This is a genomic window from Variovorax endophyticus, from assembly GCF_025376855.1.
GTDB lineage: Bacteria > Pseudomonadota > Gammaproteobacteria > Burkholderiales > Burkholderiaceae_C > Variovorax.
Genome location: NZ_JAHUTH010000045.1, coordinates 1 through 12,422 on the forward strand (window position 1 = coordinate 1; position 12,422 = coordinate 12,422).

The window sequence follows — 12,422 nt, forward strand, 5'->3', positions numbered from 1 at the left end:
GTATTCGTTGCCGTCGACGTCCCAGACGCGGCAGCCCTGGCCGCGCTCGAAAAACTGCGGATAGCCCGCGGGCAAGCCCGCGGCATTCAGGTGCCCCGTCATGCCGCCGGGCACGACCTTGGCGGCGCGCTGCCGGAGCTGGAGATCGTGCTGGTTCGGCCTGTTCTGCGAGGCGACGGACGACATTCGGGAACCCTTCGTTGCGTTAGTTTTGAGGCATGATATATCATATTTACTGTAGCGCAATAGCTCACAAACCCGGCATCCGCCCTCGCACGAGAACGATCGGAGACACCCATGGCATTACTGTTCGGCGCCCTCGCCGATGACCTGACCGGCGGCATGGAACTGGCCGCGATGCTGGTGGCGCACGGCGTGCGCTGCGGCTTCGTGACGCGGCCCGAAGCGCTGGCCGAACTCGGCGACGAACTCGACGCGGTGGTGATCGCGCGCAAGACGCGCGTGGTGCCGGCGGCCGACGCGGTCGCGGCCTTCGAGGCCGGCGCGCGTGCGCTGCTGGAGCGCGGTGCGCGCCAGCTCTTCTTCAAGTACTGCGCCACCTTCGACTCCACCGACGACGGCAACATCGGCCCCTGCGCCGACCTGCTGCGCGCGCTCACGGGCGCGAAGCTCACCGCCTTCTGCCCCTCGTTCCCCGAGGCCGGCCGCCGCGTGTTCCAGGGCCACCTGTTCGCCGACCAGATGCTGATCTCGGAGTCGCCCAAGCGCTTCGACCCGCTGACGCCGATGCTCGATCCCAACCTCGTGCGCACGCTGCAGCGCCAGACCAAGACCCGCGTCGGCCTGATCCCGCAGCAGGTGGTGCATGCGGGCCTCGAGGCGATGCGCGCGCACGTGGCCGCGCTCGAGGCCGAGGGCACCGGCTTCGCGATCGCCGACGCGGCCGAGCCCGAGGACCTGCGCGCCCTTGCCGGCCTGACCTGGGACTGGCCGCTGATGACCGGCAACTCCTCGATCGGTGCCTACTACCCCGCGCTGTGGCGCGAGCATGGCTGGCTGGCGGCGGGCGACCGCGCGCCGCGCCTGCCCGCGGTCGAGGGCCCGGGCGTGGTGCTGGCCGGCAGCTGCGCCGACCGCTCGATCGAACAGCTGCGCGCCTTCGAACGCGAACGGCCGGTGCACTGGATCGACGTCGAACGCGCGATCGACGGCGCCGACGTGATCGGCGAGGCATTGGACTGGGCGCTCGCGGCGCTGCCGCAAGGCCCGGTCGCGATCGCGACCTCGGCGCATGCGCCGGTGATCGAGCGCGTGCAGGCACGCATCGGGCGGCACGAGGCGGCCGCGCTGGCCGAGGACATCCTCGGCCGGCTCGCGGTGCGGCTGCGCGACGCGGGCGTCAAGCGCTTCGTGATCTCTGGCGGCGAGACCTCGGGCTCGGTGCTCGCGCACCTGGCCATCGACCGGCTGCAGGTCGGCCCCTATGCCGGCCCCGGCATCGCGCGCGCGGTGACCCTCGGCGCCGCGCCGCTCGCGCTGTGCCTCAAGTCGGGCAAGCTGGGTCCGGTCGACATGCTGCTGCCCATGCTGCAGAGCATGCGCGACGCGGCCCGCTGAAGAACCGAACGTCCCACCTTCGCTTCACCGCGCCGACGCGCGCAAGGAACCGCCCATGACCACGTCCCCATATCCCCTCCCCCTGTCCGAAGACGCCCTGCGCCAGGCCCTGGCCGCCGGCTATCGCCGGCTCGCGCAGCTCGGCCTCAACAGCGGCAGCGCGGGCAACATCAGCTGCCGCTTCGACGGCGGCGCGCTGATCAGCCCCACGGGTGCCGACGCCGACACCATCGACCCGCAGGCACTGGTGTCGATCACGCTCGAGGGCGAGACCCGCGGCGCGGGCATCCCCTCGAGCGAATGGGCGATGCACACCGCCATCTACCGCCGCTACCCGCAGGCCGAGGCCGTGGTCCACACGCATTCGGATGCCTGCGTGGCGCTGTCGGCGCATCGGCGGCCGATCCCGGCCTTCCACTACATGCTCGCGGGCTTCGGCGGCGACGACATTCCCTGCGCGCAGTACGCCACCTTCGGCACCGATGCGCTCGCGCAATCGGCGGTCGACGCGCTCGAGAACCGCAACGCCTGCCTGCTCGCGAACCACGGGATGATCTGTTACGCGGCCACGGTCGAGAAGGCGGTGGCGAACGCCGCCAAGCTCGAGACCCTGGCGCGCCAGTACTGGATGAGCGCGCAGCTCGGCGCGCCCGTGATCCTCGACGCGCGGGAGATGGAGACGGTGCGCCAGCGCTACCGCGGCTACGGCAAGTCGCGGCTGCCCACGCGCGGCTGAGTCAGTCGGCGCCGAACGCCAGCACGAAGGCCGCGGTCGCGCCCTCGGGGCAGCGCAGCGCGAAGCCCTCGGGCGTCGCGCGCAGCGCCAGGGCCGCGCCGCCTTCGATGCGGTCCGCCTCGCCGCGCGCGACTTCGGCGCCATCGCACCACAGGGTCCAGGCACCGCGCGATGCCAGCCGCCCGATCTCGACCTCGACGCCGCCGCGCGCGCCCTCGCAGCGGCGCAGCGCGAAGCGCAGCACGCGCGCCTCGGTGTCGAACACCGCCTGCAGCACGTCGACCGCGTCGTCCACGCGCACCAGCGCGGGCTGGCGATGGTGGTGCTCGGGCCAGGGCTGGTTGTAGAGGCGCCAGAGCCCGTCGGGCACGTTGAGGCTCGCGTAGCCCAGCAGCACGTTGCCGGTCATCGGCTCGACCAGCGTGCGATGGCCCTGCGCGTCCTCGAGCTGGTCGTTGCGCGGGAAGTGGAAGCCGCCATCGCGCCAGGCCGGCGCCATGTGGCGATCGGCATGGTGCATGAAGCCCGCGAGCGTCTCGGCGTCGCCCATCTCCGAGGCCCAGGCCGCGGCGAAGCCGAAGTCGGAGTCGTCGTTGACCACCTGCTGGCCCATCACCGGCGGCCGCTCGGCCGAGCGCACCGAGCAGGCGCCGTCCTCGCCACGCAGCAGCCAGCCCGCGAGCTGCACCGGATAGTGCGCATGCACGAAGTCGCGGTTCCACATGTTCATCAGCATGCCGCACCAGGCATCGACCCAGGGCGAGGGGCCGGCGTTGTCGCGCAGCGCCTGCGTGTCCTGCGCCATCATCGTGAGGTAGTGGCCGTTGGCGCCGAGCCGGCCGAAGCGCTCCCAGGCCTGCTCGTAGGCCGCGGTGACCTCGGCCGCCATCGTGCCGCCATGCACCAGGTCGTGCATGCGAAAGCCCAGGATCGCGGGCTGGTTGCAGATCTGGAACACGCAGTTGGGCTCGCAGGCCACGCCGAGGTAGCCGCTCTCGACCATCTGCCAGTAGACATGCTGGTTGAGGCTGCGCTGGTCGTATTCGAAGCGGCGCTCCTTGCCGCCCCAGAAGAAGGACCAGTAGCTGAAGGTCAGCGCGCCGGGCTGCGCGTAGCGGTCGTCGTCGAACAGGTAGTGGTGCAGCAGCGCCATCGACTGCACGTAGGCGCTGTACATGATGTTGTCGCGCCCGACCGGGTTCCAGTCCTCCTCGTACGCGTTCGAGCGGTGCATGTTGAACACGCTGCCGCCGCGGCTCACGCGCGCCCAGTACATCCAGACCTCGGGCAGCAGCATCTTGGCGATCAGCCGCTCGAACACCGGCCGGAAGGCACCGGGCGCCGCGGGCAGCCGGTGGCGGTGCGCGAGCGCGATCGCGTAGGCCATGTAGGCGAGCTGGAAGCGGTAGCCGCCGAAGTCGTCCTGGCCGGTGCCGCGGCCCTGCATGCCCGACCAGTCGTTGACCGGCTGGCGCGAGAGGTTGGCGAAGTGGCGCAGGTGGCCGGCCTGCCGGTCGCTCAGCGGCATCGAGGCTTCGGGGCTGTTCATGGCGTGTCTCCGTGCATCAGTTCCTTCATGCGCGCGGCCACCGCCGGCGCGTCCAGCGATTCGGCGAAGTGCGCGAGGTAGCGGCCACCCGGCGCCATGAAGTAGGCCAGCGCGGTGTGCGGCACCACGTAGCCGCCGGGTGCCGCGGCATCGGGCACGCGGCGCGCGCACACGCGAAAGCTCTTCTTCGCGGCCTCGACCTGCGCCTCGCTGCCCGTGAGGCCGACGAAGCCGCCCGGATGGCGCGCCACGCAGGCGCGCAGCACCTCGGGCGTGTCGCGCGCGGGATCGACGCTCACGTAGAGCGGCTGCACGCGCGCGGCCAGCGGACCCAGCGCCCGCAGCGCCGCGCCGAGCTTGGCGAGCTCGCGCGGGCAGACCACGGCGCAGTGCGAGAAGCCGAAGAACACCAGCAGGTGGCGATCGCCATAGCTGCGCTGGTCGACCGGCGTGCCGAAGTGGTCGACCAGCGAGAAGGCGCCATCGATCGGCGCGGGCATCGGAGCCGGCGCGGCGGCAGCGGCGCCGCCGCAACAGCAGGGCGCGGGCGCGGCATCGGCGAAGGTGGAGAGGAAGGACATGGACGCATTCTTATTTGAACGCGTTCATTTATAGCCCGGGTTTTCCCGCAGCGCCACCTATACTTCGGCCGTCCATCGCCCCCACTCCCCTCGCCGGCCCCACGCTCCATGCCCTTGCGCGACCCGAAGCACGACCTGCGCCGCCGCGCGCGCAGCCAGGAAGACAAGGCGCTGGTGCGCGAGGACTTCATCGCCGCGGGCCGGCGGCTGCTCGCGGCCGAGGGCGCGGCCGGCGTGTCGCTGCGGCGCGTGGCGGCCGAGGCCGGCTATGCGCCGGGCAGCATCTACCAGTACTTCCACGACCAGCAGGACCTGTTCTTCCACATCCGCGGCCGCGACATGGACAGCGCCACCGAGCACCTGCGCCGGGCCATCGCGCGCACGCGCGATCCCGCGCGGCGCGTGCACAAGCTGTTCATGGCCACCGCCGACCACTGGCTCGCGCACATGGAGGAGTTCCTCGAGATCTTCCCCGCGCCCAGCCTGCGCGAGCCGCCGCCGCTGGACAGCGAGGGCCGGCCCTTCGGCCGCTCGCGCGCGGTGGTCGACAGCCTGCAGCTCTACTACGACACGGTCGATGCCTTCTTCGCCACGCTGCCGCGCCCGCCGCTGTCCTCGCGGCTCGCGGCCGACACGCTGCTGGCGTCGGTGTTCGGCACCATCGCCTTTCCGTGCATGACGCGCACCATGGCCTGGTCGGATACGCGCGCGATGGTGTCGCAGCTGGTCGAGGCGATGCTCGCGCAGTGGGCGGCGAAGGGCGCGGCGGCCGCGACACGCGCGCGCTGAGCGGCAAGCGGCGCCGGCGCGAAGGCCGCGGGGCGATCGGTGCAGAATCGCCTGCGCCGCGCCGGCCGTTCCCGCTTCCATGCCGCCCTCCCCGCCCTCTTCCGCCCCCCAGCCGCCGCCGCGCCGCCGCCGGCGCGCGCTGCTGCTCGGCGCCGGCCTGCTCGCGCTCGCGGCGCTGCTGATCGGCGCCGCCGGCCAATGGGCCGCCGCGCGCGAGGCCAGCTTCCAGGCCGACTCGATCCGCCGCGCGATGGAAGTGCACGTGCTGGGCCTGCGCGACTCGGCCGGCAAGTACAGCTACCTGCCGTTCACTGCGGCGCTGCATCCCGAGGTGCTGGCCGCGCTCGCGCACCCCGGCGACGCGGCCGTGAAGCAGCGCGCCAACCTCTACATCGAGGAGGTGAACCGGCAGGCCGGCTCCGACGCGCTCTACCTGATCGACCCGCAGGGCCTCACGCTCGCGGCCAGCAACTGGGCCACGCCGCAGAGCTTCGTCGGCGAGTCCTATGCCAACCGGCCCTACTTCATCGATGCGCGCGCGGGCCGCAGCGGCCTGTTCTACGGCGTGGGCCAGACCACCGGCGAACCGGGCCTGTTCATCTCGGCGCCGGTGCGCTCGGACACGGGCGCGGTGATCGGCGTGGTGACGGTCAAGGTCAGCCTGCGCGCGCTGCAGGAGGCCTGGACCTTCGTGCGCGACCCGATCCTGCTGACCGACGCGCGCGGCATCGTGTTCCTGAGCTCGGTGCCCGCGTGGATGTATCAGGCCACGCGCCCGCTCGACGCGGTGCAGCTCGAGCGGCTGCGGCGCGACCAGCAGTACGGCGCGCGCGCCAGCTTCCCCGCGCTGCCCTGGAAGACCCAGCGCGGCGACGGCGAGCCCGGCTACCTGGTGCGTACCGCGCTCGGCGGCAAGCCGCGCAGCTTCCTCGCGATCGACGAGCCGCTGCCCGACCTGGGCTGGACGCTCACGGTGATGGTCGACCATGCCGAGGTCACGCGCGCGCGCGAGCGCACCTGGATGCTGGGCCTGCTGGGCGCCGGCGTGCTGCTGCTCGGCGGCCTCTACTGGCGGCTGCGCGAGCGCCGCTTCGCCGAGCAGCGCGATGCGCGGCGCGAGCTCGAGCTGCGCGTGCGCGAGCGCACCCACGAGCTCGACGAGGCCCACGCCTTCCGCAAGGCGATGGAGGATTCGCTGCTGGTCGGCATGCGTGCGCGCGACCTCGAGGGCCGCATCACCTACGTCAACCCGGCCTTTTGCGAGATGACCGGCTACGGCGCCGACGAGCTGCTCGGCAAGCTGCCGCCCTACCCCTACTGGCATCCCGACGAGGTGCCGCGCCACTGGCACCACTACGACGCCATGATGAGCGGCCAGCCCGCGCTGTCGGGCTTCGAATCGCGGCTGCGCCATCGCGACGGCCGCGAGGTCATCACCATGGTCTACACCGCGCCGCTGATCGATGCCGACGGCGGCCACGCGGGCTGGATGAGCTCGGTGGTCGACATCACCGAGCAGAAGCGCGCCGAGCTGCGCCAGCGCCAGAACGACGAGCAGCTGCAGCATGCGCAGCGGCTCGCGAGCCTGGGCGAGATGGCCTCCACGCTGGCGCACGAGCTCAACCAGCCGCTGATGGCGCTGAGCAGCTTCGCGGGCGCGGCCAAGGCCTTCGCCGAGCAGGGCAACCAGGCGCTGCTGGCCAGCAGCCTCGACGAGACCATGGCGCAGGCGCGGCGCAGCGCCGAGATCGTGCGGCGCATCCGCGGCTTCGTGCGCCAGCGCACCGCGGGCACGGAAGACTGCGCGGTGGCGGCGCTGGCCGCCAATGCGCTGGCGCTGCTGCAGGGCGAGATGCGCCAGCGCCAGTCGCGCGCCGAGGTGCGCATCCCGGCCACGCTGCCGCCGGTGCGCGGCGACCGCGTGCTGCTCGAGCAGGTGCTGCTGAACCTGCTGTCCAACAGCCTGCAGGCGATGCAGGCCACGCCGGTCGAACGGCGCGTGGTCGAGCTCGAGGCCGAGGTGGTCGAGGGCCGCATGGAGATCCGCGTGCTCGACCGCGGCACGGGCATCGACGACGCGCTCGCCGAGCAGGTGTTCGCGCCCTTCTTCACCACCAAGCCCGGCGGCCTCGGGCTCGGCCTCAACATCTGCCGCACCATCGTCGAGGCGCACCGCGGCCGGCTGGTGTTCGACCACCGTCCGGGCGGTGGCACGGTATTCACCCTCGTGCTGGAGATCCCCTCCCCATGAACGCATCCGCCAACAACCTCTGCGTGGTCGACGACGACGAGGCCGTGCGCCGCTCGCTCGGCCTGCTGCTGCTCTCGCGCGGCTACGCGGTGCAGACCTTCGCCTCGGGCGAGGACTTCCTGGCCGGCGCCGACCTGCAGCGCGCGGGCTGCGCCATCCTCGACCTGCGCATGGACGGCATGAGCGGGCTGCAGGTGTTCGACGCGCTGCGCGCGCAGGACAGCCCGCTGGTGGTGCTGTTCCTCTCGGGCCATGGTGACATCCCGATGGCGGTGGAGGCGGTGCAGAACGGCGCCTTCGGCTGGCTCGAGAAGCCCTGCAACGACGAGCAGCTGCTCGACAGCATCGCGCGCGCCCTGCAGCGCGCCGGCGAGATCGCCGCGAAGCGCCAGGCGCGGCAGGCCGCGCAGGCGCTGTGGGACAAGCTCACGCCGCGCGAGATGCAGGTGGCGCGGCTGGTGGCCGAGGGCAAGCCCAACAAGCAGATCGCGCTCGAGCTCGCGCCGCTCGAGCAGCGCACGGTGGAGACCCACCGGGCCCACGTGTTCGCCAAGCTGGGCCTCGCGAACAGCCACCAGCTCGACCGCTTCCTGCGCGAGCACGGGCTGTAGCCGGGGCCGCGCCGCCCCGGAAACGTCACCTAGGGTTAACCCTTGCGTACCGATACGTAGCCGCGCGGCGGTGGGCTACGGACGACGGCGCGCGCGCGCCGCGCCAGACTCCCCGGGCACCGATTCAGGCCGCCTCCAGCGGCCGCGACCCGAGACAAGGACACGCCATGAACACCCTCGCCCGCACCGGCGGCGCCCCCGCCGGCGCCTCGCCGGCCGACACCACGCCCTACACCTTCGAGGAGAAGCGCAAGCGCATCTTCGCCATCTTCGCCGCCTCCTCGGGCAACCTGGTGGAGTGGTTCGACTTCTACGTCTACGCCTTCTGCGCGATCTACTTCGCGCCGGCCTTCTTCCCCAAGTCCGACCCCACGGTGCAGCTGCTCAACACCGCCGGCGTGTTCGCGGCCGGCTTCCTGATGCGCCCGATCGGCGGCTGGCTGTTCGGCCGCATCGCCGACCGCAAGGGCCGCAAGACCTCGATGGTGACCTCGGTCGTGATGATGTGCGTGGGCTCGCTGGTGATCGCCTGCCTGCCGACCTATGCGCAGATCGGCGCCGCCGCGCCCGCGCTGCTGCTGCTCGCGCGGCTGCTGCAGGGCCTGTCGGTCGGCGGCGAGTACGGCACCACCGCCACCTACATGAGCGAAGTGGCGATGCGCGGCCAGCGCGGCTTCTTCTCCTCGTTCCAGTACGTCACGCTGATCGGCGGCCAGCTGCTCGCGGTGGTGGTCGTGGTGGTGCTGCAGCAGGTGCTCGACGAAGCCGAGCTCAAGGCCTGGGGCTGGCGCATTCCCTTCGTGCTGGGTGCGGTGGCGGCCATCGTGGCGCTGCTGCTGCGCCGCACGCTGACCGAGACCGCCAGCACCAAGACCCGCGCCGCCAAGGGCGCCGGCACCATGGGCGAGCTGTTCCGCCACCACAAGCGCGCCTTCTTCGTGGTGCTGGGCTACACGGCCGGCGGCTCGCTGATCTTCTACACCTTCACCACCTACATGCAGAAGTACCTGGTGAACTCGGCCGGCATGTCGATCAAGACCGCCAGCAACGTGATGACCGCCTGCCTGTTCATCTACATGTGCATGCAGCCGCTGTTCGGCGCGCTGTCGGACCGCATCGGCCGGCGCAGCAACATGCTGCTGTTCGGCGCGCTCGGCATGCTGATGACGGTGCCGGTGCTCAGCAGCCTGCAGAACGTCGCGAGCCCGCTGATGGCCGGCGTGCTGATCACCGTCGCGCTGGCGGTGGTGAGCTTCTACACCTCGATCAGCGGCATCGTGAAGGCCGAGATGTTCCCGCCCGAGGTGCGCGCGCTCGGCGTGGGCCTGTCGTACGCGGTGGGCAACGCCATCTTCGGCGGCAGCGCCGAGTACGTGGCGCTGGGCCTGAAGTCGATCGGCCACGAGTCCTACTTCTACTGGTACGTGACCGCGATGATGGGCGTGGCCTTCCTGGTCAGCCTGCTGCTGCCGCGCCAGGCCACCTACCTGCATCACGACAAGTAAGACAAGGCGCTCGCGCGTCGAGAAGAGTCCCGCCGCGGGGTCCGCGCCGGGACTCTTTTTCTTGAGGCCCGATCACTCCGCGCCGAGGCTGCGCAGGTAGGCGCACAGCATGTCGGCCAGCGCCTCGGAGTAGGCCTTGATCTGCGCCTCGGTGCGCGGCGTTTCCGAGAACTGCTTGCCGACCGCGCTGAAGGTGGTGGTGACCAGCTCGCCGGCCAGCGCGCGCTTCGCCTTCGACAAGCCGGGCAGCGCCTCGCGCAGGAAGGCCTGCATCGCGCGTTCGCCCGCGGCGCGCGCGGCCTGAGCCTCGGGTGCGTCGCGGTAGAACGGCGCCGCGTCGTGCAGGGCGGTGCGCATGCCGGCCTCCTCGCACTCCGAGCGCACGAAGGCATGGACCAGCCGGCGCAGGCGATCGAGCGGCGGCGTCTGCACGTCCTCGAGGATGCCGCACAGCAGCTCGGTGGTCTGGCGCCATTCGTCGCTCTGCAGCCGGAACAGGATCGAGGCCTTGTTCGGAAAGTACTGGTAGACCGACCCCACGCTCACGCCCGCGCGCTCGGCCACGCGCGTGGTGGTGAAGCGGTGCACGCCCTCCTTGGCCAGAACCTGAAGGGCGGCTTCGAGGATCGCCGCGACAAGGTCGCTCGAACGGGCCTGCTGGGGCTGTCTTCTCGAGGAGAGCGGGGCGCTGCGGCGGGTGGGCATGGCGTGGCTTTCGGAATGCGAATGGAAAATCTGAAGCTTCCTTCATATTATCGACGCACACCGTCCGACTCCCGAAGAACACCATGAACACACTGACCACCGCACCGCTCGCGCCCCTGCTGGAGCGCCTGTTCGCCGAGGCCGATGCCTCCTCGCCGCGCACCAGCGCCGCCGTTGCCGGCCTGTCGAGCGACGAGCTCGCGCGCCTGATGCAAAGCCGCACCGAGTACCTCGATTTCTACGCCCGCCTGAAGGACTTCCCGCTCGCCGTCTCGCGCGAGACCGGCACGCTGCTCTACATGCTCGCGCGCGGCAACGGCGCGCGCAGCATCGTCGAGTTCGGCACCTCGTTCGGCATCTCCACCCTGCACCTGGCCGCGGCCCTGCGCGACAACGGCGGCGGCCGGCTGCTGAGCACCGAGTTCGAAGCCTCGAAGGTGGCGCGCGCCCGCGCGAACCTCGCGGCCGGCGGCCTCGCCGACCTGGTCGAGGTCCGCGAAGGCGACGCGCTGCGCACGCTGGCCACCGACCTGCCCGACCGCATCGACCTGCTGCTGCTCGACGGCGCCAAGGCGCTCTATCCCGGGGTGCTGGCGCTGGTCGAGCCGCGCCTGCGTCCCGGCGCGCTCGTGATCGCCGACAACGCCGACCACAGCCCCGAATACCTCGCGCGCGTGCGCTCGAGCGCGGCCGGCTACCTGTCGGTGCCCTTCGCCTCCGACGTCGAGCTCTCGATGCGGCTGGGCTGAGCCTTTCTTTTTTCCCGCCAGCCCCGCTGGCCGTAAGCGTCTGACGTCAAGCAACGCACCCCCGCGATCCTCGCGGCCGGGGTGCGTTTTCCTTTTCGCACCGGCCGTCCGAGGAATCACCTGGACCTCCTCAATGACCTCCACTTCCGTCCCGGCGATTCCCGCGCCGTCCCGCTCCGCGCAGAGCCGCCTGCTGCTGCTCGCCGCGGTGCTCTTCATCTCCTACCTCTGCGTCGGCCTCTCGCTGCCCGTGGTGCCGGTCCACGTGACGACGCGGCTGGGCCTCGGCAACTTCTGGGCCGGCCTCGCGGTCGGCATCGCCTTCCTCGCCACCGTGCTCACGCGCGCCCACGCGGGCAGCCTGTCGGACCGCCAGGGTCCCAAGCGCGCCGTGGTGCGCGGGCTGGCCTTCTATGTCGCGGGCGCGCTCGTCGCGTGGCTCGCGGGCCTGTGGATTCCCACGCCGTGGATCGGCTTCGCCCTGCTGGTCGCGGGCCGCCTGCTGCTGGGCCTCGGCGAGAGCCTGGTGGCCGTCGGCGTGATCGGCTGGGGCATCGGCCTCGTCGGCCCCGCGCGCTCGGGCCAGGTGCTCGCGCTCGTCGGTGCCGCCATCTACGGCGCGCTCGCGGTCGGCGGTCCGGTCGGCCTCGCGCTGCTCGAACGCTTCGGCTTCGCGGGTGCGATGGCCGCGAGCGCGCTGCTGCCCTGCATCGGGCTGCTGGCCGTGTGGCGGCTCGAGGGCGTGGCGGTGCAGCCGGGCGCGGGCCGGCCCTCGCTGCGCAGCGTGCTCGGCATCATCTGGCCGCATGGGCTGATCGTGTGCCTGCAGGGCATCGGCTTCGCGGCCATCTCCGCCTTCTTCGTGCTGCACTTCCGCGGCCAGCACTGGTCGCATGCGGGCCTCGGGCTCACGGCCTTCGGCAGCGGCTTCGTGCTGGTGCGTTTGCTGTTCGGGCATCTGCCCGACCGCATCGGCGGGCTGCCGGTGGCGATCGTGTCGCTGGCGGTCGAGGCCTTCGGCCAGGCGCTGATCTGGCAGGCGCCGAGCCCCGTCGCCGCGCTCGCGGGTGCCTTCCTCACCGGCCTCGGCTGCTCGATGATCTTTCCGGCCATGGGCCGAGAAGTGGTGCGGCTGGTGGCACCGCAACTGCGCGGCACCGCGCTCGGCGGCTTCTCGGCCTTCCAGGATCTGGCCTACGGGCTCACCGGCCCCGTGGCCGGGCTGCTCGCGGACCGCGCGGGCTATGGCGGCGTGTTCCTCATCGGCGCGGGCGCGGCGCTCGCCGGCCTCGCGATCGCACTGCGGCTGCGCAGCGTCGCGCGTGCATGAGAAAGCCCCACTCTCCCTTCGCACCGCAGGCCCTCTCT

General features: G+C 71.7%; 11 protein-coding genes and 1 pseudogene. 8 read left to right on the plus strand and 4 right to left on the minus strand.

Annotation, left to right across the window (positions count from 1 at the left end; all coding sequences use genetic code 11):
• A pseudogene (locus tag KV106_RS36965) lies at positions 1 to 186 on the minus strand (hypothetical protein); the annotation flags it as partial.
• Positions 187 to 297: 111 nt separating this feature from the next.
• Here KV106_RS36965 and otnK point away from each other — a divergent pair.
• Complete coding sequence (gene otnK / locus KV106_RS36970; protein ID WP_261216938.1) at positions 298 to 1,578, plus strand: 3-oxo-tetronate kinase; 1,281 nt, start codon at positions 298 to 300, stop codon at positions 1,576 to 1,578.
• A gap of 55 nt (positions 1,579 to 1,633) precedes the next feature.
• Positions 1,634 to 2,314: a class II aldolase/adducin family protein gene (locus KV106_RS36975; RefSeq protein WP_261216940.1), complete on the plus strand. Its 681-nt coding sequence runs from the start codon at positions 1,634 to 1,636 to the stop codon at positions 2,312 to 2,314.
• 1 nt (position 2,315) lies between these two features.
• Here KV106_RS36975 and KV106_RS36980 read toward each other — a convergent pair whose 3' ends face one another.
• Positions 2,316 to 3,863 carry a linalool dehydratase/isomerase domain-containing protein gene (locus KV106_RS36980; protein ID WP_261216942.1) on the minus strand — a complete coding sequence of 516 codons (1,548 nt, stop codon included), beginning with the start codon at positions 3,861 to 3,863 and terminating at the stop codon, positions 2,316 to 2,318.
• Positions 3,860 to 4,444 (minus strand): SCO family protein, encoded by a 585-nt coding sequence (locus KV106_RS36985; RefSeq protein WP_261216944.1) that lies wholly within the window; start codon positions 4,442 to 4,444, stop codon positions 3,860 to 3,862. Before KV106_RS36985 ends, KV106_RS36980 begins: the two co-directional genes overlap by 4 nt.
• 108 nt (positions 4,445 to 4,552) lie before the next feature.
• Here KV106_RS36985 and KV106_RS36990 point away from each other — a divergent pair, with 108 nt between their 5' ends.
• The 4 genes from KV106_RS36990 to KV106_RS37005 all read left to right on the plus strand — a co-directional run bounded on the left by KV106_RS36990 (position 4,553) and on the right by KV106_RS37005 (position 9,600).
• Positions 4,553 to 5,233 carry a TetR/AcrR family transcriptional regulator gene (locus KV106_RS36990; protein WP_261216946.1) on the plus strand — a complete coding sequence of 227 codons (681 nt, stop codon included), beginning with the start codon at positions 4,553 to 4,555 and terminating at the stop codon, positions 5,231 to 5,233.
• 79 nt (positions 5,234 to 5,312) lie between these two features.
• Complete coding sequence (locus tag KV106_RS36995; protein ID WP_261216948.1) at positions 5,313 to 7,484, plus strand: sensor histidine kinase; 2,172 nt, start codon at positions 5,313 to 5,315, stop codon at positions 7,482 to 7,484.
• Positions 7,481 to 8,095 (plus strand): response regulator transcription factor, encoded by a 615-nt coding sequence (locus KV106_RS37000; RefSeq protein ID WP_057591387.1) that lies wholly within the window; start codon positions 7,481 to 7,483, stop codon positions 8,093 to 8,095. Before KV106_RS36995 ends, KV106_RS37000 begins: the two co-directional genes overlap by 4 nt.
• Before the next feature lie 167 nt (positions 8,096 to 8,262).
• Positions 8,263 to 9,600: an MFS family transporter gene (locus tag KV106_RS37005; RefSeq protein ID WP_057591388.1), complete on the plus strand. Its 1,338-nt coding sequence runs from the start codon at positions 8,263 to 8,265 to the stop codon at positions 9,598 to 9,600.
• A 72-nt stretch (positions 9,601 to 9,672) separates the two neighbouring features.
• Here KV106_RS37005 and KV106_RS37010 read toward each other — a convergent pair whose 3' ends face one another.
• Positions 9,673 to 10,305: a TetR family transcriptional regulator gene (locus KV106_RS37010; protein ID WP_261216950.1), complete on the minus strand. Its 633-nt coding sequence runs from the start codon at positions 10,303 to 10,305 to the stop codon at positions 9,673 to 9,675.
• An 83-nt stretch (positions 10,306 to 10,388) separates the two neighbouring features.
• Between KV106_RS37010 and KV106_RS37015 the strand changes: the two genes are divergently transcribed.
• Together KV106_RS37015 and KV106_RS37020 are read left to right on the plus strand one after the other, a co-directional pair.
• Entirely contained in the window at positions 10,389 to 11,054 is a 666-nt protein-coding gene (locus KV106_RS37015) for an O-methyltransferase (protein WP_261216952.1), read from the plus strand.
• A gap of 133 nt (positions 11,055 to 11,187) precedes the next feature.
• Positions 11,188 to 12,384 carry an MFS transporter gene (locus tag KV106_RS37020; protein ID WP_261216958.1) on the plus strand — a complete coding sequence of 399 codons (1,197 nt, stop codon included), beginning with the start codon at positions 11,188 to 11,190 and terminating at the stop codon, positions 12,382 to 12,384.
• The last annotated feature ends 38 nt before the right edge of the window (positions 12,385 to 12,422 follow it).